26 protein-coding genes and 3 tRNA genes are annotated in these 26,056 nt (G+C 67.6%); 23 read left to right on the top strand and 6 right to left on the bottom strand.

Annotation, left to right across the window (positions count from 1 at the left end):
* Positions 1-32: 32 nt before the first annotated feature.
* Positions 33-881 (bottom strand): SAM-dependent methyltransferase, encoded by an 849-nt coding sequence (locus tag ACIHAO_RS11590; protein ID WP_396556906.1) that lies wholly within the window; start codon positions 879-881, stop codon positions 33-35.
* Between the two features lie 19 nt (positions 882-900).
* On the bottom strand, positions 901-1,839 hold the full coding sequence (locus ACIHAO_RS11585) for a GNAT family N-acetyltransferase (protein ID WP_396556904.1): 939 nt from the start codon (positions 1,837-1,839) through the stop codon (positions 901-903).
* Positions 1,840-2,119: 280 nt separating this feature from the next.
* On the opposite strand from ACIHAO_RS11585, the gene ACIHAO_RS11580 reads away from it, so the two are divergent.
* The 6 genes from ACIHAO_RS11580 (at position 2,120) to ACIHAO_RS11555 (ending at position 6,158) form a co-directional block, all read left to right on the top strand.
* Positions 2,120-4,735: a bifunctional diguanylate cyclase/phosphodiesterase gene (locus ACIHAO_RS11580; RefSeq protein WP_016331049.1), complete on the top strand. Its 2,616-nt coding sequence runs from the start codon at positions 2,120-2,122 to the stop codon at positions 4,733-4,735.
* A 79-nt stretch (positions 4,736-4,814) separates the two neighbouring features.
* A tRNA-Thr gene (locus ACIHAO_RS11575) sits at positions 4,815-4,887 on the top strand.
* A gap of 49 nt (positions 4,888-4,936) precedes the next feature.
* Positions 4,937-5,009, top strand: a tRNA-Met gene (locus ACIHAO_RS11570).
* Between the two features lie 45 nt (positions 5,010-5,054).
* Positions 5,055-5,219 carry a 50S ribosomal protein L33 gene (rpmG, locus tag ACIHAO_RS11565; RefSeq protein ID WP_005152047.1) on the top strand — a complete coding sequence of 55 codons (165 nt, stop codon included), beginning with the start codon at positions 5,055-5,057 and terminating at the stop codon, positions 5,217-5,219.
* An 88-nt stretch (positions 5,220-5,307) separates the two neighbouring features.
* Positions 5,308-5,757: a MaoC family dehydratase N-terminal domain-containing protein gene (locus tag ACIHAO_RS11560; RefSeq protein ID WP_396556901.1), complete on the top strand. Its 450-nt coding sequence runs from the start codon at positions 5,308-5,310 to the stop codon at positions 5,755-5,757.
* Positions 5,754-6,158, top strand: coding sequence for a MaoC/PaaZ C-terminal domain-containing protein (locus ACIHAO_RS11555; RefSeq protein WP_396556899.1), 405 nt, complete (start codon positions 5,754-5,756; stop codon positions 6,156-6,158). The genes ACIHAO_RS11560 and ACIHAO_RS11555 overlap by 4 nt, the downstream gene beginning before the upstream one ends.
* A 297-nt stretch (positions 6,159-6,455) precedes the next feature.
* Here the strand turns inward: ACIHAO_RS11555 and ACIHAO_RS11550 are convergent, their stop codons facing one another.
* The 3 genes from ACIHAO_RS11550 to ACIHAO_RS11540 form a co-directional block, all read right to left on the bottom strand.
* A complete protein-coding gene (locus ACIHAO_RS11550; RefSeq protein ID WP_396557180.1) occupies positions 6,456-7,388 on the bottom strand; it encodes an SGNH/GDSL hydrolase family protein in 933 nt (310 codons plus the stop codon).
* A gap of 101 nt (positions 7,389-7,489) precedes the next feature.
* Positions 7,490-8,386, bottom strand: a complete 897-nt coding sequence (locus ACIHAO_RS11545) for a TIGR03619 family F420-dependent LLM class oxidoreductase (protein ID WP_396556897.1) — start codon at positions 8,384-8,386, stop codon at positions 7,490-7,492.
* Positions 8,383-9,612 (bottom strand): pyridoxal phosphate-dependent aminotransferase, encoded by a 1,230-nt coding sequence (locus ACIHAO_RS11540; RefSeq protein ID WP_396556895.1) that lies wholly within the window; start codon positions 9,610-9,612, stop codon positions 8,383-8,385. The genes ACIHAO_RS11545 and ACIHAO_RS11540 overlap by 4 nt, the downstream gene beginning before the upstream one ends.
* A gap of 206 nt (positions 9,613-9,818) precedes the next feature.
* On the opposite strand from ACIHAO_RS11540, the gene ACIHAO_RS11535 reads away from it, so the two are divergent.
* The 6 genes from ACIHAO_RS11535 to ACIHAO_RS11510 all read left to right on the top strand — a co-directional run bounded on the left by ACIHAO_RS11535 (position 9,819) and on the right by ACIHAO_RS11510 (position 13,446).
* Positions 9,819-9,891, top strand: a tRNA-Trp gene (locus ACIHAO_RS11535).
* Positions 9,892-9,918: 27 nt separating this feature from the next.
* Positions 9,919-10,371 (top strand): preprotein translocase subunit SecE, encoded by a 453-nt coding sequence (secE, locus tag ACIHAO_RS11530; protein ID WP_396556893.1) that lies wholly within the window; start codon positions 9,919-9,921, stop codon positions 10,369-10,371.
* 76 nt (positions 10,372-10,447) lie between these two features.
* Positions 10,448-11,296, top strand: coding sequence for a transcription termination/antitermination protein NusG (nusG, locus tag ACIHAO_RS11525; RefSeq protein WP_396556891.1), 849 nt, complete (start codon positions 10,448-10,450; stop codon positions 11,294-11,296).
* Between the two features lie 78 nt (positions 11,297-11,374).
* Positions 11,375-11,809, top strand: a complete 435-nt coding sequence (gene rplK / locus ACIHAO_RS11520; RefSeq protein WP_076164368.1) for a 50S ribosomal protein L11 — start codon at positions 11,375-11,377, stop codon at positions 11,807-11,809.
* Between the two features lie 81 nt (positions 11,810-11,890).
* Positions 11,891-12,604 carry a 50S ribosomal protein L1 gene (gene rplA, locus ACIHAO_RS11515; protein ID WP_396556889.1) on the top strand — a complete coding sequence of 238 codons (714 nt, stop codon included), beginning with the start codon at positions 11,891-11,893 and terminating at the stop codon, positions 12,602-12,604.
* A gap of 77 nt (positions 12,605-12,681) precedes the next feature.
* Positions 12,682-13,446 carry an alpha/beta fold hydrolase gene (locus ACIHAO_RS11510; RefSeq protein WP_396556887.1) on the top strand — a complete coding sequence of 255 codons (765 nt, stop codon included), beginning with the start codon at positions 12,682-12,684 and terminating at the stop codon, positions 13,444-13,446.
* A 122-nt stretch (positions 13,447-13,568) separates the two neighbouring features.
* Here the strand turns inward: ACIHAO_RS11510 and ACIHAO_RS11505 are convergent, their stop codons facing one another.
* Entirely contained in the window at positions 13,569-14,414 is an 846-nt protein-coding gene (locus ACIHAO_RS11505) for a hypothetical protein (RefSeq protein WP_396556885.1), read from the bottom strand.
* A 327-nt stretch (positions 14,415-14,741) separates the two neighbouring features.
* Between ACIHAO_RS11505 and rplJ the strand changes: the two genes are divergently transcribed.
* The 11 genes from rplJ (at position 14,742) to ACIHAO_RS11450 (ending at position 26,038) form a co-directional block, all read left to right on the top strand.
* Positions 14,742-15,293, top strand: a complete 552-nt coding sequence (gene rplJ / locus ACIHAO_RS11500) for a 50S ribosomal protein L10 (protein WP_396556883.1) — start codon at positions 14,742-14,744, stop codon at positions 15,291-15,293.
* A gap of 48 nt (positions 15,294-15,341) precedes the next feature.
* Positions 15,342-15,728, top strand: a complete 387-nt coding sequence (gene rplL, locus ACIHAO_RS11495) for a 50S ribosomal protein L7/L12 (RefSeq protein ID WP_396556881.1) — start codon at positions 15,342-15,344, stop codon at positions 15,726-15,728.
* A gap of 519 nt (positions 15,729-16,247) precedes the next feature.
* Entirely contained in the window at positions 16,248-17,417 is a 1,170-nt protein-coding gene (locus ACIHAO_RS11490) for an ABC transporter ATP-binding protein (RefSeq protein WP_396556879.1), read from the top strand.
* Positions 17,418-17,455: 38 nt separating this feature from the next.
* Complete coding sequence (locus tag ACIHAO_RS11485; RefSeq protein WP_125791473.1) at positions 17,456-18,208, top strand: ABC transporter permease; 753 nt, start codon at positions 17,456-17,458, stop codon at positions 18,206-18,208.
* Positions 18,209-18,211: 3 nt separating this feature from the next.
* Positions 18,212-19,048, top strand: coding sequence for an ABC transporter permease (locus ACIHAO_RS11480; RefSeq protein ID WP_125790092.1), 837 nt, complete (start codon positions 18,212-18,214; stop codon positions 19,046-19,048).
* Positions 19,045-20,388: an MCE family protein gene (locus ACIHAO_RS11475; RefSeq protein ID WP_396556876.1), complete on the top strand. Its 1,344-nt coding sequence runs from the start codon at positions 19,045-19,047 to the stop codon at positions 20,386-20,388. The genes ACIHAO_RS11480 and ACIHAO_RS11475 overlap by 4 nt, the downstream gene beginning before the upstream one ends.
* Entirely contained in the window at positions 20,385-21,416 is a 1,032-nt protein-coding gene (locus ACIHAO_RS11470) for an MCE family protein (RefSeq protein WP_125788798.1), read from the top strand. The genes ACIHAO_RS11475 and ACIHAO_RS11470 overlap by 4 nt, the downstream gene beginning before the upstream one ends.
* On the top strand, positions 21,413-22,399 hold the full coding sequence (locus ACIHAO_RS11465; RefSeq protein WP_396556874.1) for an MCE family protein: 987 nt from the start codon (positions 21,413-21,415) through the stop codon (positions 22,397-22,399). The genes ACIHAO_RS11470 and ACIHAO_RS11465 overlap by 4 nt, the downstream gene beginning before the upstream one ends.
* Positions 22,396-23,574: an MCE family protein gene (locus ACIHAO_RS11460; protein ID WP_125790089.1), complete on the top strand. Its 1,179-nt coding sequence runs from the start codon at positions 22,396-22,398 to the stop codon at positions 23,572-23,574. The genes ACIHAO_RS11465 and ACIHAO_RS11460 overlap by 4 nt, the downstream gene beginning before the upstream one ends.
* Positions 23,574-24,773, top strand: coding sequence for an MCE family protein (locus ACIHAO_RS11455; protein WP_396556872.1), 1,200 nt, complete (start codon positions 23,574-23,576; stop codon positions 24,771-24,773). Before ACIHAO_RS11460 ends, ACIHAO_RS11455 begins: the two co-directional genes overlap by 1 nt.
* Positions 24,773-26,038, top strand: a complete 1,266-nt coding sequence (locus ACIHAO_RS11450; RefSeq protein WP_396556870.1) for an MCE family protein — start codon at positions 24,773-24,775, stop codon at positions 26,036-26,038. Before ACIHAO_RS11455 ends, ACIHAO_RS11450 begins: the two co-directional genes overlap by 1 nt.
* The last annotated feature ends 18 nt before the right edge of the window (positions 26,039-26,056 follow it).

Below are 26,056 nucleotides of genomic sequence, written 5' to 3'. Positions count from 1 at the left end.
AAAGTCGACGCGTCCGGGCCAGAGGTCGGACGTCAGGGGTGGACGGCGACCCCGCACCAGGCGAACGGCCGGGCACCTTCCTCGTCCCGCCGCAGCTCCCGCACCGGCCGCCAGTCGGGCAGGTGGACGACGCCGGGTTCCAGCAGTGGCCAGTCCCCGAAGAGCGGCTCGATCTCTTCGCGGTCCCGCATCCACACCGGGTTGCTCGTCTTCCGGTACTGCTCGACCATCCAGTGGAGCCCGTCGGCGTCCTCGCCGGTCTGGCCGCCGAAGCTCATATGCGACAGCCCCAGCCAGCTGCCCGGCGCCAGCGCGTTCCGGTAGGTCGCGACCAGCGTCGGCGGATCGTCGTGCGGTCCGGCGAAATGCAGGACGGCCATCATCATCAGGCACACCGGCTGGTCGAAATCGATCAGCCGCAACGTCTCCGGATGCCGCAGGACGTCCTTCGGCCGCCGCATGTCCGCGTGGACGATCCCGGCCCAGTCGGTCGCCTCGTGTCGTTCGAGGATCAGCTCCGCGTGCGCCACCGCGACAGGCTCGTAGTCGACGTACACGACCTTCGCCGTGTCACCAGGCTCCAGTTCCTCCTGGAGAATCTCGTGCACGTTCCCGGCTGTCGGGACACCGGAACCCAGATCGATGAACTGCCGGATCCCCGCGTTCAGCGCGGCGCGCACGACCCGGTTCATGAACTCGCGGTTGTGCCGCGCACCCGGTTTGACCCACCGCCACTGCTTTTCCAGCGCACGGGCGAACTCGCGATCGACCGCCCAGTTGTGGGTTCCGCCGAGGAACCAGTCGTAGATCCTCGCCGCGGACGGCTTTTCGGTGTCGACACCCGTCGGTGCCACCGGGGCCGCGTCCTCGTCCTTCGTCACGAAAACGAGCCTATCGGGATCAGGGCACCGCCGGTCGGCGCTGCCAGTACGTCCAGAGCGGCCGGTAGCCCTGCGCGTACCAGAACGGCGTCGAGCGCGGGTTGGCCAGAGCGTGGTGCAGCAGCACGGCTTCGGTGCCGCACTCGTCGAAGATCTGGTGCGCGTGCGCGGCGAGCGCCGTCCCCACCCCGCTCGAACGCGCCGGCTCGGCCACGGCCAGCGACGACAGGTAGCCGACCCGGTCGGCCGCGACCCGGCCGCTGACCCACGCCGTCTCGCCGGGGAACTGCACCCGCACCATGCCCAGCGCCCGTCCGTACAACTCGGCGATCCACAGCGTCGGGTTCTCCCGGCCCAGGTGTTTCGACAGGTCCGCGGCGATCGTTTCCTCCGCGCCCTCGCGCAAGGTGACAGAACCGAACTGCGCGTCGTAGCGCTGCAATTCCAGTTCGAGTCCGACGGCGGTTTCGAGATCATCGGCTTCGGCGGGCCGGATGTGCACCCCGGGAGTGGCGGGCGGTCCCGTCACGGCGAGCCGGTCGGCCGGGCGGACCGCGATCACCAGCACGGGCGCGAAGCCGCGGCGCAGCAGTTCGGCCGAGCCGGGGGAGTCGCGGCTCGGCCGCACCACGGTCGCCGCCGTCTCGACATCCCCTGGTGGGGCCACGGTCTTCAGATGTTCATCCCATCGGGTGAGTAATGCGTCAAGGGCCGCTTCCGGGCGAGGGCCGGTGAGTCGCGCTTCGAGGCGATGTTCGACGAGGGCCCGCCACGGAGAGTCAGCAGAATCGGGACCCGCTTCAGTCCGTACCGACAATCCGGCGGCGGCCGAGTCGCCTGCTGTCGCGGAGAGTGACACGGCGCCCTCGACAGGCTCCAGTGCAGGCATTTCGGGGAGCAGGGCGTCCACGGTGGCGAGCCGCTCGGCATGCCCGGCGGCGATGGCGTGGCTATTCATAGGGCTATTGAAGCCCCTACTGACGGGTCCGCCGGGAACTTCACGAGATTGGCCGGGGCGTGGCGTCAGGTGACTTCCGGTAGTCGGAAGGAACGCGAATAACGCTCCCATTTCACCCCTTGGTCCACGCAGGTCAGCGCGACGCGCCCATTGTTAACCCTGGGGTGATCTCATACTGTCTCGAATGGGACTTGGGTACGCCCTCCGGGGTACTGTATTGCCCTCGTCCCCGAGGTCGCGGTGGGACAAGGCCGGTTGGGCAGCCGGGAAGGAAGGTCGGATGCCGGACACGAACGGCAGGCCCGGGAGCGCCGCACAGGCGGCAGCGGGCAAGGGAGGCGCCGTTACGGAGGCTCGTACCGACGAGCGACGGTTCCGCGTCTACACCTTCGCGGTACTCACCATGGGCATCGCCGCCGCGGCCGCGGTCAGCCTCTGGCTGGACTTCGAGGCCTCGGACGATCTGTTGTGGATCGGGCCGATCCTCGCGCTCGCGTTCCTGCTCGCCGAACAGCTCGGCATCAACGTCGACGTCCGCAGCGGCATCTCGTGGACGATCTCGTTCACCGAGATCCCGCTGGTCATCGGTTTCTTCGTCGCTCCCTTCGAAGTCGTGCTCGCCGCCCATCTCGCGGCGGGCATCGGGACACTGCTGGCCCGCAAGGTCGCGGGCCGCGTCCTCTACAACGCCGGAGCCTTCCTGCTGGAGATCACCGGCGCGTTCGCCGTGGCAGGACTGGTGAAACAGGCCTCCGGCGCCCACGACATGACCTGGATCGCCGCGCTGGCAGGCACTTTGACCGCGCCGCTGGTCAGCACGCTGCTCGCGCTCGCCGCCGTCCGCGTGCTGCGCCGCCGGATGCGGGTCAGCACCGCGATCCGGTTGACCGGCCGCATCCTCGTCGTCGGTTTCGTCAACGCTTCGGTCGGTCTTTCCGGTTATTTGGTCATTTCCGGTACGCCGAAGGCCTGGCCGCTCGTGCTGGCCGTCTTCCTCGGGCTCACCGCGTTGTACTGGGCGTATTCGGATCTGCTGCGCGAACAGCGCGACATGGAAGCGTTGTCCGACGTCAGCCTGATGGTCGCGCGATCCGGTCAACAGGCCGCCGCGCGGCCCGCCGGACGAGCCGACGAACTCGTCGGCGGCGTCGACGTCCGCGAGTGGGCGACCATCGCCGAACGCATCAAGGACCAGCTGGCCGCCGGCCGGGTCGTGCTCAGGCTGCGGCTGGAACCCAAGGACACCATGCGGATGGTCGTCGCCGGCGACGAACTCCCGCCCGTCGACCCGGCCGCCGACGACCCGCTGCTGCGCCTGCCCGGCGCGCACGTCCGGCATTTCCGGATCACCGAAGCCAATCCCGACGTCCGCTCCGCGTTGCTCGACCGCGGCGCGCAGGAGGCGCTCGTCGTGCCGCTGCGCAGCGCGAACCAGCTCCTCGGCGTCGTCGAAGCGCACGACAGGCTGTCGCGCTGGCGTGGTTTCGGCAAGTACGACGTCCAGCTGCTCGGCACGATGGCCAGCCACCTCGCGACCTCGCTGGACAACCGGCGCCTGCTCGCGACCCTGCGCCACGACGCCTACCACGATCCGCTGACCGGCCTGCTCAACCGGCCGGGCTTCCGTCAGGTCGCCAAGGAACCGTTGCGGGAACAGGTCGACGCGGTCGTGCTGCGGGTCGATCTCGACGTCTTCTCCACCGTCAGCGACGCCCTCGGCTACGTGTGGGCCGATCGGATGGTCATCGCCGCGGGCCGCCGGATCCGCGACGCGCTCGGCCCCGACGTCCCGCTCGCCAGGCTCGAAGGCGCGTCCTTCGCGGCGCTCCTCGTCGGCTGCGCGCCGGAACGCGCCCAGGCCGCCGCGGAGCTGCTCCGCGCGGAACTCGTCGCCCCGTACCCGGTGGACCGGCTCTCCGTCGAAGCCAACGCGATGATCGGCTACGCCACCTCGTCGGCGGAAGACGACGATCAGGTCGACGTCGACGGGCTCCTGCAGCGCGCCGACGTCGCCGTCCGCGCGACCAAGGGCGGCGAAGAGGTCCGCGGCTACATGGCCAGCATGGGCCAGATCTTCATGCGCCGGTTTCAGATGGTCACGCAGTTCCGGCAGTCGCTCGAAGAAGGCCAGCTGAGCGTCCACTACCAGCCGAAGATCACCTTGCCGAACCGGCAGATCCAGGGCGTCGAGGCGCTCGTGCGCTGGGTGCATCCGGAGTTCGGCAGGCTCGGCCCGGACGAGTTCGTCCCGGCGATCGAAGCGGCAGGCCTCATCGGCGTCCTGACGTCGTTCGTGCTCGAAGAGTCGTTGAAGCGCGTGCGGAAGTGGCTCGACGAAGGCCTGCGCATCTCCGCCGCCGTGAACCTGTCGGTGCGGAACCTGGCCGACGAGGACTTCCCGACGAAGGTCGCGCGCGAACTCGACCGCTTCGGCATCCCGCCCGAGTTGCTCACCTTCGAGCTCACCGAGTCCGGTGTGATGTCCGACCCACAGAAGGCGCTGCCGATCCTGCGGGAACTGCACTCGCTGGGCATCGTGCTCGCCGTCGACGACTTCGGCACCGGCTACTCGTCGCTGGCGTACCTGCGGCAGCTCCCGGTCGACCAGGTCAAGATCGACAAGAGCTTCGTCCTCGGCATGGGCACGGACCTCGGCGACCTCGCCGTCGTGCGCTCCATCGTCGAACTGGGCCACTCGCTCGGCCTCACGGTCGTGGCGGAGGGCGTCGAGGAGGACGTCGCGCGGGATCAGCTCGAGGCGATGGGGTGTGACGTGGCACAGGGCTACCTCATCTCGCGGCCGCTGCCGGAGGACCGCCTGGAGGCGTGGCTACAAGCCCGCACGGCGCGCTCGCCCGGACGACACTCCGAGACCGTTTTAACCCTGCTGACCTGAGGTTTTGCGGTAACCGGCCCCCCGGTTAAGGCCCCCTAGGCGGCCTGCTAATCTTTCTAAGTCCTCGCGAGAGGGCAAGGCCCCTTTAGCTCAGTCGGTAGAGCGTTTCCATGGTAAGGAAAAGGTCTACGGTTCGATTCCGTAAAGGGGCTCGCTACCTCAGCCGCGTCACGTAAGCGTGTCGCGGCCAGGGGCATGTAAGGCGGTGTAGCTCAGCTGGCAGAGCAAGCGGCTCATAATCGCTGTGTCGCCGGTTCAAGTCCGGCCACCGCTACGCGGTAATCCTGGGTATCCCAGGCCTAGTAGAGAAGGAAATGCTGTGGCTGCCACTGACGTGCGACCGAAGATCACGCTCGCGTGTGAGGAGTGCAAGCACCGCAACTACATCACCAAGAAGAACCGGCGCAACAACCCGGATCGCTTGGAGATGAAGAAGTTCTGCCCGAACTGCGGTACGCACCGGACTCACAAAGAGACCCGCTGAGCGTCTAGCGGTTCTACCTGTCTCACCCGAAGCCGTCCTGGTCAACCAGGGCGGCTTCGGGCTTTTCCGGGTTCGGTAGCCTGCTCGGGTGGCCTTGGACCAGTCGTTCACCGGGCGGGCGTACCCGCCGACCAGTACCTATGAAGTGAGTCGCGAGAAGATCCGGGAGTTCGCCGACGCGCTCGGCGACACGAACCCGCTCTACCGCGACACCGAAGCGGCGAAGGCGGCCGGGCACCCCGACGTCATCGCGCCGCCGACGTTCCTCACGATCATCAACCTCGCTTCGATCAACGCGATCGTCTCCGACCCGGAGCTGGGACTCGACTATTCGCGGATGGTCCACGGCGACCAGCGGTTCACCTACACGCGGCCGGTGCACGCGGGCGACGTCCTGTCGCTCACCACGTACATCGACAACATCATGACCCGCGCCGGGAACGACTTCATCAACCTGCGCGCCGAGATCTCCGGCGCCGACGGCGACCCGATCGCCACCACGAACGCCCAGCTCGTGGTCCGAGGGGAGGGCGCGTGAGCACGTTCACCGCCGGAGAAGAACTGACGCCGCTGACCGTCGACGTCACCAGGGACCAGCTGGTGCGCTACGCCGGCGCTTCGCTGGACTTCAACCCCATCCACTGGAACGAGGCCTTCGCCAAGGAGGTCGGCCTGCCGGACGTCATCGCGCACGGGATGCTGACCATGGCGCTCGGGGCGCGGCTCGTCACCGACTGGCTCGGCGACCCCGGCCGTCTCGTCGACTACTTCGCGCGCTTCACGCGCCCCGTGGTCGTGCCGAACGACGGCGCCGCGACGATCGAGTTCACCGGGAAGGTCGCCGTGGTCAACGACGACGGCACCGCCCGCATCGACATCACCGCCAAGTTCGAGGGCAAGGCCGTCCTGGGCAAGGCGCAAGCGGTCGTCCGCGCCTGACCTCGAAAGTGATAGCAAGGGACCTTTGCTAGCGTCGCTTAGCGTGCCTAAGTAAGCGAGAGCAAAGGTCACTTGCTCTCTTTTCGCAGGTCAGAGGGTTGCGAGAAGGCCTGCGGCGGCTCGCGTAGGGGCGCGAAGGTGCTTCGCGAGCTTAAGAAAGCCTGCTTCGCGCGCTTAAGCGGCTCTAAGGCGCATGACCGGACCAATGACGCCACTGTGTGGATTTGGGACGTTGGATGACCCGCAGGTCCGGTCATGCAAGCGCGGACCCCGCCAAGGGTGCGAGCCACCCACACCTCAAGCGAGCTTGAGCAGCTTCTCGATGACCTCCGCCATGCCTTCCGCGCCCCGCGCGTTCGGGTGCAGTGGCGCGGCGGGCACCGAAGGCGCGGGGCCTTCGACCCACCGCCGGTTCGCGGCGCTGCACATGTCCCGACCCTTGCTCGCGGTCGACATGTCGGCGAAGCCCGCTTCGTGCTCCTTAGCCGTCTCCTGCAGCGCCGTGTTAAGCCGCTTCAGCGAGTCTCGGAAGTAGGCCACGTCTCCCGCGCCGACCGGCAGGACCGGCCAGCAACCGGCGTCGTCGTCCGGAAGCACCGTCGGGTACCCGACGACCACGATGCGCGCCGAAGGGGCCTTCGAGCGGATCTGGTCCAGGATCCCGCCGAGCCGGTCCGCCGCGGCGGTGATCCGCTCGGCGAGCTGGTCGCGCCCGCCCGCGGTCAGCTGGGTCTTGCAGGGCGAAGCGGTCTGCTGCTGCGTCGCGCACTGGCTCGCGAAGCCGACGAAGCCCACGTCGTTGCCGCCGATCCCGACGGTCACCAGTGTCGTGTCGCCGTTGATGGCGTCGAGCTGCGGAGCGTTCGAGCCGTCACGGGTCTTTTGTTCGCCGGTGAGGTGTTCGGTCGTGGCGCCACCGCAGCTGGCATCGACGAACTCGGCCGGACGCAGCTTCGCGGCCAGCAGGCTCGGGTAGTTGTTGTCCGAACGGTCGCAGCCCGCCGGCGCGCCCACGGGCCGTCCGGTGCCCGGCGAAGCCGTGTAGGAATCCCCCAGCGCCACGTAGCGGCCCGAGCCGTCCGAAGTGGTGACGCCCGGCGGTGTCACCGACGTTCCACGCTCCCACAGGTGGTAGGCGATCCCCAGGACGGACAGCACGATCACCAGGAAGAGGCAGCCCCCGCCAGTTCTCCGCCGCGTCACCCGTTCGTTGTACGCGACCTGGGTCACCTTTGTCATCGGTCCGACCGTCGGTGATCTCGGGTTCTCTGAGATGTGGATCACATTCAGGGTGCCGATGGCGAATTCAGACCTCTGAAGGTCGAGAGCCGTCAGTCTTTCGGGACGAGGTCGCGCAGCTCGGCGGCGAGATCGAGGGCATGGGTGACGTCCCGCGCGAGGTAGTGCGGGTCGACGAAGGCCTCGGTGATCCCGGTTTCGGCGGCCGCGGCCAGCTGCGCGGCGACGTCCTTGAGGTCGGTGCCGGGTTTCGGGTTGATCCGCAGCACTCGCCGCAGCGCCTCGGGGTCGCGGCCCGCCTTCTCAGCGGCGCTCACCACGGTTTCCCAGAGCTTCGCGAGATAGGGCGCGGGCAGTCCGGCGGGCAACCAGCCGTCGGCTCGGCGGCCGACGCGATCCAGCGCCGCCGCCGAAAGCCCGCCCAGCAACACCGGCGGATGCGGATTCTGTGCCGGTCGCAGCCCCACCTTCGACGCCGGGATCCGCCAGCGTTCGCCTTCGTGCTCGACCGGATCGCCGGTCCAGAACTCCCGAAGGACGTCGAGGAGCTCCTCCAGCTGCTTGCCGCGGCCCTTCCAGGGCGTGCCCGTCGCGGTGTACTCGTCGCGAAGCCAGCCAGTGCCCAGACCGACATCCAGCCGGCCGCCGCTCACCTGATCCAGTGAGGTCAGCATCCGGGCGAGCACCACGGCGGGGTACACCGTCCCGGTGAGCGTGCTGGTGCCGAGCCGGACCCGCCGGGTGACGGTCGCGGCCACCGTCAGCAGGATCAGCGGATCCGCGAAAGTGACGAACTCCGGCGGGTACGGCCGTTCCGGGGTGCCGCCGGGATAGAAGTCCGACGGCGAAACCGGGGCCAGCACCCGATCCCCGACCCACAACGACTCGTATCCCAGTTCCTCGGCGGCCGCGGCGAAACCGGGGACGGCGTCCAGGGAAGCGAGGGGACCGTACTGCGGAAGGGCGATTCCCAGGCGCATCACGGTCACCGTGCTTCCGCGAGCAGCCGGCCCATCCTGGATATCCCTTCGGCGAGATCGTTTTCGTTCAGCGCATAGGAAATCCGGAAGTACCCTGGCGTCCCGAACGCTTCGCCGGGCACCACGGCGACTTCGGCTTCGCGCAGGATCAGATCGGCCAACGCGACCGTGTCGGCCGGCCGTTCACCGCGGATCTCCTTGCCCAGTAAGGCTTTCATCGACGGGTAAACGTAGAAAGCGCCGAGCGGCACCGGAGTCTCGGCGCCGGGGATCTCGGAAAGCAGCGAAAGTGCCGTCTTTCGCCGGGAATCGAACGCGTCGCGCATCGCGTGAACGGCGTCTAGCGGACCGCTCACCGCGGCCAGCGCGGCCCGTTGCGCGACGTTCGAAACGTTGCCGCACAAGTGCGATTGGTACGCCGTCGTCGCCTTGACCACGTCCTGCGGGCCGAGCAACCAGCCCACCCGCCAGCCGGTCATCGAGTACGTCTTCGCGACCCCGTTGAGCACGATCGTCCGGTCGGCGAGTTCCGGGACGAGGACGGGCATCGAGGGCGCTTCGGCGCCGTCGTAGACCAGGTGCTCGTAGATCTCGTCGGTGATGACCCAGAGGCCGTTCTCGTGCGCCCAGCGCCCGATCGCCTCGACCTGTTCGCGCGGGTACACCGCGCCGGTCGGGTTCGACGGCGACACGAACAACAGCACCTTCGTACGCGGTGTTCTGGCGGCTTCGAGCTGCTCGACGGTGACCCGATAGCCCGTCGTCTCGTCGGCCGTGACCTGCACCGGGACCCCGCCGGCGAGGGCGATCGACTCCGGGTACGTCGTCCAGTACGGCGCGGGCAGCAGCACCTCGTCGCCCGGGTCGAGCAGCGTCGCGAACGCCGAGTAGACCGCCTGCTTGCCACCGTTCGTCACCAGGACGCGGCCGGGGTCGACCTCGTACCCGGAGTCGCGCACGGTCTTCGCCGCGATCGCCTCACGCAGTTCCGGCAACCCGCCCGCGGCGGTGTAGCCGTGATTGACCTTGTCGCGGACGGCCGCTTCGGCGGCTTCGAGCACGTTGGCCGGCGTGGGGAAATCCGGCTGGCCTGCCCCGAAGCCGATCACCGGACGACCCTGCGCCTTGAGCGCCCGGGCCTTCGCGTCGACGGCCAGCGTGGCCGACGGCGTGATGCCGCCGATGCGGGCCGAGACGCGGGAAGCCGGCGAAGGCGAGGGTGCGGGAGCGCTCATGGCGACATCGTGGCACGATCATGGGGTCGGCCGTGGGGGAGTTTCCTCGCGGAAGGCTGCTCCGCGCCGCTTTGAGGGGCGCGGTTGCGAAGCTGTTCCGGGGTTGCCGTAGACTTCTGGTCTCGGAACGCACTACGGTCATCCCCGCCACGGCGGTGGGGACGATGGAATGCGTCCTCGGGAGCTCCGGAGCATCGGGGTTCCAAAGGGGTGTAGCTCAATTGGCAGAGCAGCGGTCTCCAAAACCGCAGGTTGCAGGTTCAAGTCCTGTCACCCCTGCGTAAGCGAACTGGTGAAGGCGGAGGAGTGGTCGTGAGCGACAGCGACGCCAGCGGTGAGAAGGCGCAGGACGGCGCCGGGCGGAAGCCCGACGAACAGTCCCGCCCGGTGACCGCCGCTGCCCGGCGTGAGCGCCGTGCGTCCGCGCGCCCGTCCGGTAAGTCCGACGCCAAGTCGGACGACAAGACCCGCCCCGCCGGCAAGGCGAAGGCCGGGGACAAGACCGAGAAGTCCAAGGACGCCAAGGGCACGGCGACTCCGAAGCGCGACCGCAAGCCGAAGCAGGCGTCGATCTTCGCCCGGCTGATGCGCTTCATCCGCGAGGTCTGGGCCGAGCTGCGCAAGGTCATCTGGCCGAACCGCAAGCAGATGGTCACCTACACCGCGGTGGTGCTGGTCTTCGTGGTGTTCATGGTGGCGCTGGTGAGCGGCCTCGACCTGGCCTTCAAAGAGGTCGTCGGTGCCGTCTTCGGCAGCTGAGGCAGCCGTTCGCGGTGCCTGAGCGCACCGCACGGTGGCCTGCGCCACGGCAACCGATCAACTGAGAGGACGGAACGTGACCTCCGACAACGGCACAGCAGCCGGTCATGAGCTGACCGAGCTTTCCGACGAGCAGGTGCACGCGGCACTCGGCGACGAGCAGTCCGAGCACCTGGACTCCGTCGAGGTGCCCGCCGCAGGCGACGAGGTCGACGAAGCCGGAGATGTCGCGGAGGCCGAAGAGGCGTCCGACGAGACCGACGACACCGCAGCCGACGACACCGCCGCCGAAGCCGACGAGAACGTCGACCCGGTCGCGAAGATGCGCGCGGAACTCAACGCCGCTCCCGGTGAGTGGTACGTCGTGCACTCGTACGCGGGTTACGAGAACAAGGTGAAGACCAACCTCGAAACCCGGACCCAGACCCTGGACGTCGAGGACTACATCTTCCAGATCGAGGTCCCGACCGAAGAGGTCACCGAGATCAAGAACGGCCAGCGCAAGCAGGTGCAGCGCAAGGTGCTGCCCGGCTACATCCTGGTCCGGATGGACCTGAACGACGCCTCGTGGAGCGCGGTGCGCAACACGCCGGGTGTCACCGGGTTCGTCGGCGCCACGTCGCGTCCGTCGCCGCTGACCGTGGAAGAGGTGCTCAAGTTCCTCGCGCCCAAGGTCGAGACCGCCACGCCGGCCAAGTCCGGCAAGGGCGAGGCTGCCGCTTCCGAGTCGCAGCTGGGTGGCCCCGCGGTCGAGGTCGACTTCGAGATCGGCGAGTCGGTCACCGTCATGGACGGTCCGTTCGCGACGCTGCCCGCGACGATCTCCGAGGTCAACGTGGACGGACAGAAGCTGAAGGTCCTGGTGTCGATCTTCGGCCGGGAGACCCCGGTCGAACTGTCGTTCAACCAGGTCTCCAAGATCTGACGGCCGCCAGACGGCCGGCAGTCCCCGCGTACTGGCAGGTGTGCGGGGGACTCAAGTCAGTAAGAAGGAACAAACGAAATGCCACCCAAGAAGAAGAAGCTTGCGGCGATCATCAAGCTGCAGATCAAGGCGGGTGCGGCCAACCCCGCGCCGCCGGTCGGCCCCGCGCTGGGTCAGCACGGCGTCAACATCATGGAGTTCTGCAAGGCCTACAACGCCGCGACCGAGTCGCAGCGTGGGGACGTCGTCCCGGTCGAGATCTCCGTGTACGAAGACCGTTCGTTCGACTTCAAGCTCAAGACGCCGCCGGCCGCGAAGCTGCTGCTGAAGGCCGCGGGCGTGGAGAAGGGTTCCGGCGAGCCGCACAAGACCAAGGTCGCCAAGGTCACTTGGGACCAGGTCCGCGACATCGCGAAGACCAAGGAATCCGACCTGAACGCGCACGACGTCGATCAGGCCGCGAAGATCATCGCCGGCACCGCCCGCTCGATGGGCATCACGGTCGTCGACTGAGTTCCACCCAGCTCCACCGTGGGAGAGCCAGTGCTGGCTCCAACACCACACTGATCCGTTGAAGAGTTAAGGACAGAAGCAATGCCCAAGCACAGCAAGGCCTACCGCAAGGCTCTTGAGCTGGTGGACCGCGAGCGGCTCTACGCCCCGCTCGAGGCCGCGAAGCTGGCCAAGGAGACTTCCTCCGCGAAGATGGACGCCACCGTCGAGGTCGCGATGCGCCTCGGTGTCGACCCTCGCAAGGCCGACCAGATGGTCCGCGGCACCGTGAACCTGCCGCACGGCACCGGTAAGACCGCCCGCGTCATCGTTTTCGCCGTTGGTGACAAGGCCGCCGAGGCCGAAGCCGCCGGCGCGGACGTGGTCGGCACCGACGAACTGATCGAGCGCATCCAGGGTGGCTGGCTCGAGTTCGACGCCGCGATCGCGACGCCGGACCAGATGGCCAAGGTCGGCCGTATCGCCCGCATCCTCGGCCCGCGTGGCCTGATGCCGAACCCGAAGACCGGCACCGTGACCCCCGCGGTCGCGAAGGCCGTGACGGACATCAAGGGCGGTAAGATCAACTTCCGCGTGGACAAGCAGGCCAACCTGCACTTCGTCATCGGCAAGGCCTCGTTCGACACCGAGAAGCTGGTGGAGAACTACGCGGCCGCGCTGGACGAGATCCTCCGCGCCAAGCCGTCGTCGGCGAAGGGCCGTTACCTGCGCAAGGTCGTCGTCTCCACGACGATGGGCCCGGGTATCCCGGTCGACCCGGCCCGGACTCGCAACCTCCTCTCCGAGGACGCGTGAGTCTGAGTTAGACATCACTGAGAAGGGGGCGGTCCCGCTACGGCGGGGCCGCCCCTTTTTCGTGTTTGCTTGAGGGCATGCCTACCTTCGCGTCGTTCGACGGGCTTCAGCTCAGCTACACCGTTTGGGAAGGTAAAGGGCGTCCGGTGCTGCTACAGCACGGCTTCGCCGCGGACACGAACGCCAACTGGATCGCGCCGGGCGTCGTCGACACCCTCCAGGACGCGGGGCTGACCGTGATCAGCCTGGACGCGCGCGGCCACGGGCGGTCGGCGAAGCCGCACGACGAGGCGAGCTACGGCGACGACGCCATGGTCCGCGACGTGTCGGCGTTGCTCGACACGCTGAACCTCGACGAGGTGTCGATGGTCGGCTATTCGATGGGCGCGATGATCGCGCTCGGCGCGGTGGCCGCCGACCCGCGGATCCGGTGCCTCGCGATCGGCGGGGTCGGTTCGGGGATCGTCGACTTCGGCGGGGTCGACACCCGCGTCGTCACGCCGGAGGCGATCAGTGAGGCTCTGCTGACGGAGGACCCTTCGACGCTTCCGCCGTCTTCGGCGCCTTTCCGCATCCTCGCCGACGCGTTGCGGGCGGACCGGATCGCGCTCGCGGCCGTCGCCCGCGGGACGGCGAACCCGAAACTGGACCTGACGGCGATCGCCGTGCCGACCCTGATCCTCGCGGGGGACACCGACCCGCTGGCCGCGGAACCCGAACGCCTGGCCGCCGCCATCGCCGGCGCGCGCCTCGTCCGCGTCCCCGGCGATCACATGGCCGCCGTCATGCACCCCGCCTTCGGCTCGGCGCTGACCGGCTTCCTGACCTCGCACGACCTCTGACCCGGATCGCGTTTAGCCCGCTAACGCGATCCGCGCGCACTTGCGTTTAGCCCCCTAATCGCGATCCGGGGGCGCACTTGCGTTTCGCGGGCTAATCGCGATCCGGCGGCAGGAAGCGCAGGTCAGTTGCCGGTCGGGGGAGCGGGGCAGGGCTCGGGCGAGTTCGCGTGCCCGGTGATCAGCCACTGGCCCATCTCGACTTCCTGCAGGGTGAAGCTGCCCAGCAGGGGGCCTCCGCGGATGTTGTACCAGCACGAGTGGATCGTCAGGTTCTGCCGCGGGACCACGCTCGACATCGGGCGTACCGCGTAGATGTACGGCGTGATGTCGGTGACCTTGGCGTTCAGGGCCGGGACGGCGGTCGCGCAGTCCGGGTAGCCGAGGTCGCGGGCGAACTGGGCCTGCGCCTGCTCGCTCATCGACAGGCAGACCTTCTCGACCCGGGTGGCGGGCGGGTACGGCTTGCCGATCGTGTCGTAGATGGCTCGCACGGCTTCCCAAGGATTGGTCGAAAGCACCTGGTTCGTGCGGTGCTTGCCCCCGCCGCCCTGGACGAACGTCGCCGTGTCCTGACCGGCGTCGCTGGGGAAGATCTGCCGGTAGGCGATGGTGGCCCCGATGCAGATCAGCAGGATCACGATCACCCAGGCGAGAAGCTTCCCTCCCAGACGTCGCAGCCAGCGCGGCGCGCGCGGCCGAGGGGCCTTGACGAGTTCGCCGGGCGGCGGTCCCGGAGGCACTGGCGGCTGTCCACCGTAGTGCTGGGTCACCGGCTGGGTGGGCTGCGACGGCACGAGGCCCTGTTGCTGTGCCTCGGTGAACTTCAGATAGTCCTGGAACTGCTGAAACTGCTGGAACTGGCGCAGTTGCTCCTCGTCCAGCCGGGGCGCGGGCTGACCTCCCGCCTTGGGCTCGATGTCCGTGCCGGGCTCGTTGCCCGGCTTTCCGTCATCACGCTGCTCCGCCACGTCACCATGATGCCCCGCGAGCCCTCCCGTGCACTCCGCCGGTCGCGTTTAGCCCGCTGAACGCGATCCGAGAGGGGCCCCTGCGGAGGCCGAAACAGGGTCACGTACTCTTGTCAAGGTTCTACCGAAGACCGCTGGTCTTCTCCTGGTCATCTGGCCTGGAGAACGAAGGCCCCGCTAGGGCGGGCGACCCGCGCAGGAGGAACGAGGCTCGCCGCGACGCATCCCGTCGCGTGCCCTGACGCCCCGCGCCTGTCTGCGCTGGGGCGTTTCGTCGTTTCAGGGCTCTCAAGGCCAGTGGACCACTAGCCAAGAGAGGAGGCGACCATGGCGAAGCCTGACAAGGAGGCGGCCGTCGCCGAGATCGCGGAGCGTTTCCGCACCAGCTCGGCCACAGTCGTTACCCAGTACACCGGCCTCTCCGTGTCCCAGCTGTCCCAGCTGCGCCGCGCTCTCGGCACCAGTGCCAAGTACCGGGTCGCGAAGAACACCCTCGTCAAGCGTGCCGCCACGGACGCGGGCATCGAGGGCCTCGAAGACCTGTTCGTCGGCCCGACCGCCATCGCCTTCGTCGAAGGTGAAGCTGTTGACGCCGCGAAGGCGCTTCGCGACTTCGCGAAGGACAACAACGCGCTTGTGATCAAGGGCGGCTACATGGACGGCAAGATGCTGTCCGTGGACGAGATCGCCAAGATCGCCGATCTCGACAGCCGTGAGGTCCTGCTCGCCAAGGCGGCGGGCGCGTTCAAGGCGAAGCTGTCCCAGGCCGCCGCGCTGTTCCAGGCGCCGGCGTCCCAGGTCGCTCGCCTGGCTGCCGCGCTGGAGGACAAGCAGCGCAACGCCGGTACCGAAGCAGCCGAAGCACCCGCCGAGAGCTGAACACCCCCCACCCCGAACTTTTAGTTCGTTTCAGAGAGGAAAGCCACCATGGCGAAGCTGAGCACCACCGAGCTGATCGACGCCTTCAAGGAGCTCACCCTTCTTGAGCTGTCCGAGTTCGTGAAGGAATTCGAGACCACCTTCGACGTCACCGCGGCCGCCCCGGCTGCCGTTGTCGCTGCCGCCCCGGGTGCCGCTGCCGCCCCGGCCGCCGAGGAGCAGGACGAGTTCGACGTCGTCCTCGAGTCCGCCGGTGAGAAGAAGATCCAGGTCATCAAGGTCGTCCGTGAGGTCGTCTCGGGTCTGGGCCTGAAGGAGGCCAAGGAGCTGGTCGAGGCCGCTCCCAAGGCCCTCCTGGAGAAGGTCGACAAGGAGGCCGCCGAGGCCGCCAAGGAGAAGCTCGAGGCCGCGGGCGCCAAGATCACCATCAAGTGATCCCGGGCGCGTCAGCGCCTACCGCAGCACCGTCGAAGGGGCGGGCATCCAGTACGGATGCCCGCCCCTTCGCTGTCTCCAGCCTCCGGGCCGGAGCGCCTTTAGCCCCCTGATCGCGACGCGTAGCCACGCTAAGTACCCGAGCGCGCCCAGGGCGCCGGATCGCGTTTAGCCCCCTGATCGCGATCCGGCGCGCCGCTGAGCGCCACCCCCGCTGACCTGCGTTTAGCCCCCTAATCGCGACGCGATAGCGCCCCGACCTGGGCAGGGCCCGGTTGTGGATCTGCGGGCGGGAGTGACGTGCACTACGGTGCTGCAAGCGGTGCACGGGCCGGTGGCGGACTGCGCGAAAAGTTACCCGCGGGTCTGGCCAGAAAAGAAAACTGGTGAGTAACCTGTTCGCACTCAGCTCGTTGCACCTGGTTGACGCGGGTATCGCTGCGCGAACGCATGCGTCCTCTCGGGCCAGTGGCACGGGACGGCAGTGCGCGACGACGCGGAACAGCTCCTGGAGGTGCGATGGGTGCCGAGGTGGTCATCGAAGGTCTTTCGAAGTCCTTCGGTAAGCAGGCCATCTGGCGGGACGTCACGCTGACCCTGCCTCCGGGCGAGGTTTCGGCGATGCTCGGTCCGTCCGGAACCGGTAAGTCCGTCTTCTTGAAGTCGATGATCGGTCTGCTCAAGCCGGACCGTGGCCGTTGCATGATCAACGGCGTCGACATCGTGACGTGCTCCGAACACCAGCTTTACGAGGTGCGCAAGCTCTTCGGCGTCCTTTTCCAGGACGGCGCGCTGTTCGGGTCGATGAACCTCTACGACAACGTGGCGTTCCCCCTGCGGGAGCACACGAAGAAGTCGGAGACCGAGGTTCGCCGGATCGTGCTCGAGAAGCTCGAGATGACCGGTCTGAACGGCGCCGACAAGAAGCTGCCCGGCGAGATCTCCGGTGGTATGCGCAAGCGCGCCGGTCTCGCCCGCGCCCTGGTGCTGGACCCGCAGATCATCCTGGTCGACGAGCCGGACTCCGGTCTCGACCCGGTCCGCACCACCTATATCTCCCAGCTCTTCCTGGACGTCAACGCGCAGATCGACGCGACGTTCCTGATCGTCACGCACAACATCAACCTCGCCCGCACCGTGCCGGACAACCTGGGCATGCTGTTCCGCAAGGAACTGGTCATGTTCGGTCCGCGCGAGGTGCTGCTGACCAGCGAGGAGCCGGTCGTCAAGCAGTTCCTCAACGGCAAGATGGACGGCCCCATCGGCATGAGCGAGGAGAAGGACTCGGCTCAGCTCGCCGCGGAGCGCGCGATGTTCGAGGCCGGTCACCACGCGGGCGGTGTCGAGGACGTCAGCGGGGTGCCGCCGCAGATGCAGCCGACGCCCGGCGTTCCGACCCGGATGGGCGCGGTCCGCCGTAAGGACCGGGTCATGCAGATCCTGCACGGCCTGCCGGACGAGGCGCAGCAGAGCATCATCGAGTCGCTCTCCCCGGAGGAGCAGCAGCGCTACGGCGTCCGCCCGCAGCGCCTCGCGACCGCCGGGCACCGGTCGGTGCCGGCCGAGAGCTCGATTCCGAACCATCACCAGGGGCAGCTGCCCGACGACCAGGTCGCCCACATCCCGCACCCCGGGAGAGCAGGCAACCACCGCTTGCGGCCACAAGATCCGGGGTCAGGTGGCTCGTGAGCTCTTCCGCTTCATCGGCGAAGATCCCCGGGATCGGCATGTTGCGCGAGACCGGGAACCTGTTCGCTCTCGGCCTCGATATCGTTCGTGGCATCTTCCAGCGCCCGTTCCAGCTGCGGGAGTTCATCCAGCAGGCCTGGTTCATCGCGAGTGTGACGATCCTGCCGACGGCGCTCGTCGCGATCCCGTTCGGCGCGGTCATCTCGCTGCAGTTCGGTTCGCTCGCCCGCCAGCTCGGCGCCCAGTCCTACACGGGCGCCGGGTCGGTGCTCGCCACCGTGCAGCAGGCCAGTCCGCTGGTCACGGCGCTGCTGGTCGCGGGCGCCGGCGGTAGCGCCGTCTGCGCCGACATCGGCGCGCGGACGATCCGTGAAGAGATCGACGCCATGGAGGTGCTCGGTGTCTCCGCGGTCCAGCGGCTGATCGTGCCGCGGGTGCTCGCGATGATGCTGATCGCGCTCCTGCTGAACGGCATGGTCAGCGTCATCGGCGTGCTCGGCGGCTACTTCTTCAACGTCGTCCTCCAGGGCGGGACACCGGGCGCGTACCTGGCGAGCTTCTCCGCGCTGGCCCAGCTGCCGGACCTCTGGGTCGGCGAGCTGAAGGCGCTGATCTTCGGCTTCATCGCCGGGGTCGTCGCCGCCTACCGGGGACTGAACCCGTCCGGTGGCCCGAAGGGTGTCGGGGACGCGGTGAACCAGTCGGTCGTCATCACGTTCCTCATGCTGTTCGTGGTGAACTTCGTGATCACGCTGATCTACCTGCAGATCGTGCCCGGAAAGCTGGACTGACGCATGACCTTCCTTACGCGCGCCAAGGGGGTTGCCAACCGTCCTTTGCAGACTCTGGACAACCTCGGTGACCAGATGTCGTTCTACGGCCGTGCGTTGCTGTGGACGCCGAGGACGCTTCGCCGCTACATGAAAGAAGTCCTGCGGCTGCTGGCCGAGGTGAGCTTCGGTTCCGGCTCGCTCGCGGTCATCGGCGGCACGGTCGGCGTGATGGTCGGCTTGACGCTGTTCACCGGTGTCCTCGTCGGTCTTCAGGGTTATTCGGCGCTGAACTCGATCGGTACTTCGGCCTTCACCGGCTTCCTGACCGCGTTCTTCAACACGCGTGAGATCGCCCCGCTGGTCGCCGGCCTCGCGCTTTCGGCGACGGTCGGCGCGGGGTTCACCGCCCAGCTGGGCGCGATGCGGATCTCGGAGGAGATCGACGCGCTCGAGGTCATGGGCGTCCCGAGCCTGCCGTATCTGGTGACCACGCGGATCATCGCCGGTTTCGTCGCGGTCATCCCGCTGTACGTCATCGGCCTGCTGAGTTCGTATCTCGCGTCCCGGTTGGTCGTTATCTACATCTACAACCAGTCGGCGGGTACCTACGACCATTACTTCGATCTGTTCCTACCACCACAGGATGTGCTGTATTCGTTCATCAAGGTGCTGTTGTTCAGCGTCTTGATCATCCTGTCGCATTGTTATTTCGGTTACCGGGCCACCGGTGGCCCCGCCGGTGTCGGCGTGGCGGTCGGTAAGGCGGTCCGGCTGAGCATCGTCACGGTGTCCATCATGAACTTCTTCATCGGTTTCGCGATCTGGGGAACCGACGTCACGGTGAGGATCGCAGGATGATCGCGACAGTCCGGCGCAGGCTTCTCGGTCTGTTGCTTGTCGCCGTGCTCATCGGCGGAGTGGCGCTGAGCATCGCGCTGTACCAACGGGCGTTCACGCCCGTGGTGAGCGTGAAGCTCCAGTCGGGCAACATCGGGAACCAGCTGCTGAAGCAGTCCGACGTGAAGGTCCGCGGTCTGATCGTCGGTTCGGTGAAGGAGATCGCCGCGACGCCGAGCGGCGCCGAACTCACGCTCGCGCTGAATCCGGAGTCGGCGAAACTGATCCCGCAGAACGTTTCCGCGCGATTCCTGCCGAAGACGTTGTTCGGTGAGCGTTTCGTTTCCTTGGAGATCCCGGACGCGCCTTCGTCGAAGACGATCGCCGAGGGCGACGTGATCACCCAGGACCGCACGTCCAGTGCTGTCGAGCTGGAGCAGGCGTTCGCGCATCTGATGCCGGTCTTGCAGGCCGTCCAGCCGCAGAAACTGTCGAGCACGCTTTCGGCGATCTCCACCGCGCTCAACGGCCGCGGCGACCAGCTCGGCGACACCCTCGCGCAGCTCGGCAGCTACGTCGGGGAGCTGAACCCGCACGAGCCCAAGCTCCAGCAGAACCTCAAGGAACTCGCGAAGTTCTCGGACAACCTCAACGCCGTCGCCCCGGATCTGGTGCAGACCTTGGACAACCTGAGCACCACCACCCGCACCGTGGTGGACCAGAAGATGAACCTCGCGAACCTCTACGGCAGCGTCACCCAGGCTTCGGTCGATCTCCAGACCTTCCTGCGGAACAACGCCGACAACCTGATCCGGCTCGCCGACACGGCCCGCCCGACGGCGGAGCTGCTGGCGAAGTACGCGCCGGAGTACCCGTGCGTGATCGGGCAGATGGCGGCGAACCTGCCGAAGATCGACAAGGCCCTCGGCAAGGGCACCGACCGGCCGGGTCTGCACGCCACCATCGAGGTCACCGTCAACCGAGGGCCGTACCTGCCGGGCAAGGACGAGCCGCGGTTCGAGGACAAACGCGGCCCGCGCTGCTACGACCTGAAGCAGTTCCCGGACCCGTTCCCGCAGTACCCGCCGGACGGCCCGATCAAGGACGGCAGCACGGCCAAACCGCCGGCGCGGTCGGCGAACGACGGTCTCTCGCCGTCGAACGGCTTCGCGAACTACGGCGGTTACAACGGCAACGGCGGCGGAGCGCCCGGCGGTAGCCCGTCCTACAGCGCGTCCGAATCGGACTTCCTCGCGCAGCTGGTCGCCCCGCAGGTCGGCATGTCCGCTTCGGACGTGCCCGGCTGGGGCTCGCTGCTCGTCGGTCCGCTCTATCGCGGAGCGGAGGTGCACGTCCAGTGAGGGGTCTGCTCGCGCCGCTGATCAAGCTCTGCGCCTTCATCGTCGTCACCGTGCTGTTCACGACGATCCTCGGGATCAGCATCGCCAACGTGAACACCACCAGCACCAACGCCTACAAGGCACGGTTCAGCGACGCGACCCTGTTGCTGCCCAACGACGACGTCCGCATCGCCGGCGTCAGGGTGGGGCAGGTCAAGGACGTCCGCATCGTCGACCGGCGCCAGGCCGAGGTCGAGTTCGAGGTCGACGCCGGCCGCAAGCTGCCGGCCGGGGTCACCGCGCAGATCAAGTTCCGGAACCTGGTCGGCCAGCGCTACGTCTCGCTCGGGCAGGGCACCGACTCGTCCGGGAAGAACCTGGAGCCCGGTGGCAACATCCCGCTGGAGCGGACCACGCCGGCACTCGACCTGACACAGCTGTTCAACGGGTTCAAACCGCTGTTCACCGCGCTCAACCCGGACGACATCAACAAGCTGTCCTACGAGGTCATCCAGGTCCTGCAGGGTGAGGGCGGCACGATCGAAAGCCTGCTGAAGCACACCGCGTCGCTGGCCACCACGATCTCCGACAAGGACAAGGTGATCGGCGAGGTCATCGACAATCTGAACTCGGTGCTCGACACTGTCAACGCGCACACCCCGCAGCTGAACGACCTGATCGTCAAACTGCAGCAGCTGGTCTCCGGGCTGGCCGCGGACCGCGAGCCGATCGGCGACGCCATCGAATCGCTCGGCACCCTCGCCCAGACGACGTCCGGCTTGCTCGGGGAAGCCCGTGAGCCGCTGAAGCAGGACATCGCCGCGCTCGGCACGCTGACGAAGAACCTCAACGACAGCCAGCCGATCGTCGAGCACTTCATCCAGTTCCTGCCGCAGAAGGTGACGGCGCTGACCCGCACGGCCGACTACGGCTCCTGGTTCAACTTCTTCGCTTGTGAGATGACGGGAGCCGTCGCCCTGCCTCCGCTGATCAACGAACCGATCAACCTGCCGCTGCTGCCGGTGAACCGGGCGAGGTGCACGGCATGAAGTCGTTCCAGAAACGCAATCCGATCCCGATCGCGCTGGTCGGCATCTCGGTGCTGCTGCTCGGTTTCCTCGCCGCCCTCAACTCCGAAGACCTGCCGGTCATCGGTGGCGGGACGACCTACAGCGCGGACTTCAACGAGACTTCGGGCCTGCAGGAGGACAACGACGTCCGGGTCGCCGGGGTGAAGGTCGGCAAGGTCTCCGAGATCAAGCTCGACGGGGACAAGGTCCGGATCTCGTTCAAGGTCAAGGACGCCTGGCTCGGCGACAGGACCAGCGCGGCGATCAAGATCAAGACCGTGCTCGGCCAGAAGTACCTGGCGCTCGACCCGCAGGGGCAGCGCACGCTCGACCCGAGCTCGACCATCCCGCGCGAGCGCACGGCGTCGCCGTTCGACGTCCTCGACGCTTTCCGCGGGCTTTCGCAGACCGTCGACGACATCGACACGACGCAGCTCGCGAAGAGCTTCGACGTCATCACGGAGACCTTCGCCGACACCCCGGCCGACGTGAAAGGCGCCCTGAACGGCCTTTCCCGCCTCTCGGACACCATCGCCAAGCGTGACTCGCAGCTGTCGAGCCTGCTCGCGAACACGCGGCAGGTCTCGCAGACGCTCGTCGACCGTGACGCCGAGTTCCAGAAGCTCCTGGCCGACGGCAACAAGCTGCTCGGCGAGGTGTCCCGCCGCAAGGAGGCGATCTCCGCCCTCCTGGACGGCTCGCGCGCCCTCGCCACCCAGCTCAAGGGCCTGGTCGACGACAACGACGCGCAGCTCGACCCGGTGCTCACCCAGCTCGACCAGCTGACCTCGATGCTGCAGCGCAACCAGGACGCCCTCGGCCAGGGCATCGCGCGGTTCGCGCCGTTCATCCGGGTGTTCACGAACACGATCGGCAACGGCCGCTGGTTCGACAACTACATCTGCGGACTGGTCCTGCCGTCGTTCGGCCCGATCAACGATAAGGGGTGCTACGAGAAATGAGTACCCGTCTTTCAGCCGGTCTCGCGCGGGGCTTCACCATCGCGATCGTGCTCGCGCTGGTCGTCGCCGGCGCGCTGTGGTGGACGCTCAAGGACGCCGGTCGCAACCACGTGACCGCCTACTTCGCCGGCACCGTCGGCCTCTACGAAGGCAACAGTGTCCGCATGCTCGGCGTCGACATGGGCACGGTCACCAAGATCCAGCCGATGGGCAACCAGGTCCGCGTCGAACTCGAATACGACCGTTCGGTGGCGGTGCCCGCCGACGCGAAGGCGATCATCGTGTCGCCGTCGCTGGTCAGCGACCGCTACGTGCAGCTTGCCCCGGCCTACAAGGGCGGCCCGCGGATCGCCGACGGCGCCGTGATCGGGCTCGACCGCACCGAGGTCCCCCTCGAGGTCGACGAACTCGCCGCCAGCCTCTCCCGGGTCAGCAAGTCGCTCGGGCCCAACGGCGCCAACAAGAACGGTTCGCTGTCGAACCTGCTCGACACCGCCGCCAAGAACTTCGACGGCAACGGGCAGGCACTGCACGACACGATCACGAAACTCGGCCAGGCCGCGGGCACGTTGTCCGGCAACAAGGACGACCTGTTCAAGACGGTCGAAAACCTCGGCTCTTTCTCTCAGACGCTGGTGAACAGCGACAAACAGGTCCGCGACTTCGAGCGGCAGCTCGCCGACGTCAGCGGATTCCTCGCGGGGGAGCGGGAAAACCTCTCGGCCACGGTGAAGCAGCTGTCCGACACGCTCACCGCGGTGCAGGGGTTCATCGAGAAGAACCGCGACCGGCTCAAGTCCAATGTGGACAAGCTGGCCAGTGTGACCAAGGTGCTCGTGGACCAGCGCGGCGCGCTCGCCGAGATCCTCGACGTCGCCCCGGTCGGCCTCGGTAACCTGGTCAACACCTACAACGCCTCGTCGGGCACGCTCGACGCGCGGGCCAACCTCAACGAGCTCACCCAGCCGCCGCTGGTGATGGTGTGCAACCTGCTCAAGCAGACGCCGGACGCGCTCGACGCGCTGGGCGACGCGTGCAAGGGGATCGCCGGACTGGTCGACGGGCTGGTGCCGTTGCCGTCGATCGCGCAGGTGATCCAGTCCTCGCAGGCGGGCCAGCTGCCGCCGCTCCCGCTGCCCATCGCCGGTCAGCTCTACGGAACGGCGGCGAAGTGATGAAGAAACTTGCTTTCGCGGCTGTCGGCACGATCGCGGCATTGACGTTGAGCGGCTGCGGGTTCAACGGGATCTACGACGTCCCGCTGCCCGGTGGCGCCGAACTCGGCGACCACCCGTACACGGTCAAGGTGCAGTTCCGGGACGTTCTCGACCTGACGCCGCAAGCCGGGGTGAAGGTCAACGAGGTCGCCATCGGCCGCGTCGAAGCGATCGGGCTGACCCAGGACGGCTGGAACGCCGAAGTCACCCTCCGGGTCAACGGCGACGTGAAGCTGCCGGCGAACGCGCTGGCCAACGTCAAACAGTCGAGCCTCCTCGGTGAGAAGTACGTCGAGCTGGCCGCACCCGCCGACGGACAGGGCGAACTCGCCGACAACGCCGTGATCCCGCTGGCCCGCACGAACCGCAGCGTCGAGGTCGAGGAACTGCTCGGCGCGCTCTCGCTGCTGCTCAACGGCGGCGGGGTGGAACAGCTCAACACCATCACCAAGGAACTCAACAACGCCACCGCCGGCCGCTCGCCGGAGCTCAAGGCGCTGCTGAACAACGCCAACGAGCTGGTCACGAACCTGGACAAGCAGTCCGCGAACATCACGCGGGCGCTCGACGGGCTGAACCGGCTCTCGCTCACGCTGAACGGCCAGAAGGACAAGCTGGTCGGCGCGGTCGACAACCTCGGCCCCGGCCTCGGCGTGCTGGAGCAGCAGCGCGGCCAGCTGGTGACCATGCTGAACGCGCTCAACCACCTCTCCGGGGTCGCCGTCGACACGGTGAACAAGAGCAAGGAAGACCTCGTCGCCGACCTCAAGGCGTTGCAGCCGACGCTGCAGAAGCTCGGCGAGGCGGGCGCGGATCTGCCCAAGGCGCTGGAGATCCTGTTGACCTTCCCGTTCAGCGACGCCGCCTACGACGGGGTCAAGGGCGACTACTTCAACCTGTTCGCCAAGATCGACCTCAACCTGAACGAGATCCTCAAGAACCTCGGCCGCAGCCGTCAGAACCCGCTCCAGGACGTCATCCCGGTGCCGGGGCTGACCGGCGGGACGGAGGGTCCCGGGGCGAATCCGCCGCTGCCGATCCCGGACAGCGTCGGCGGTGTCGCCGGTGGTCAGGCGAGCGCGCCGCAGGGTGGCGGGCAACCGCAACAGACCGGACCCGCCGGGATCTTCGGCGTGCTGTCGGGAGGTGCCGGCTGATGCTGGTCCGTAGGACGAAGATCCAGCTGGTCGCGTTCGCGATCATCTCCGTGGTCGCCATCGTGTACGCGCTGATCCGGTTCGCCGGACTCGGCCAGGTCTTCGGCGACGAGGGCTACACGGTGAAGCTGCAACTCAAGCAGTCCGGTGGCATCTTCCAGAACGCCGAGGTCACCTACCGCGGCTTCAACATCGGCAGGGTCGGGGAGCTGCGGCTCACCAAGACCGGGCTGGAAGCCGACCTCAACATCGCGCCGGACGCCCCGCAGGTGCCCGCCGATCTGGACGCCGTGGTCGCGAACCGGTCGGCGGTCGGCGAACAGTTCGTCGACCTGAAACCGAAGAGCGACAAGGGACCGTTCCTGAACTCGGGTTCGGTCATCCCGGCCGACAAGGTCAAGACGCCGGTGCCCACCGAGCAGCTCATCGGCGACCTCGACAGCCTCGCGGCTTCGGTGCCGACCGACTCGCTGCGCAAGGTCGTCGACGAGTCGTACAACGCCTTCAACGGCACCGGCCCGGACCTGCAGCGGCTGCTCGACACCGCGCGGAGCTTCACCGCGACCGCGCAGGAGTACCTGCCGCAGACCATCCAGCTGCTGGAAAAGGGCGGGCAGGTCCTCGAGACGCAGAACGACATGGCGAGCTCGATGAAGTCGTTCAGCGCGGACCTCGACAAGCTCTCCGGCACGCTGAAGAACTCCGACGCCGACATCCGGAAACTGATCGGGATCACCCCGCAGGTGGCGAACCAGATCAGCTCGGTACTCGCCGAATCCGGCCCTGGCCTCGGCGCCCTGACGGCGAACCTGCTCACGACGTCGAACCTCCTGGTGACCCGGCTCGACGGGCTCGAACAGGGACTGGTGACGTACCCGATGCTGGCCGCGGGCGCGAACAGCGTCGCCAACGACGGCACCGCGCACCTGGGCCTGGCGCTCAACCTGTTCAACCCGCCTTCGTGCACCAAGGGCTACATCGGCCTCGACAAGTACCGCGAAGGCACCGACACGACGCCTCGCCCGCCGAAGGACGACGCGTACTGCGCCGAGCCGAAGGGCAGCCCGATCAACGTGCGCGGTTCGCAGAACGTGCCGTACAACGGGGTCCCGCAGATCCCGTCGCAGGGCGACGTCGCGGCGAACGCCGGCCGCTCGGCCGAGGAACTGGCCAGCCTGCGCGCGGCGCAGGGCATGCCGAGCGTCCTGCAGAGCCCGGGGGTCAGCCTGCCCACCCTCGGCACGCTGCTGGGCCTGCCCGGCTGAGCCCGAGACCGTATACCT

The organism is Amycolatopsis sp. NPDC052450 (assembly GCF_044547565.1).
Taxonomy (GTDB): domain Bacteria; phylum Actinomycetota; class Actinomycetes; order Mycobacteriales; family Pseudonocardiaceae; genus Amycolatopsis.
This window is presented reverse-complemented; position numbering and strand designations above follow the sequence as displayed.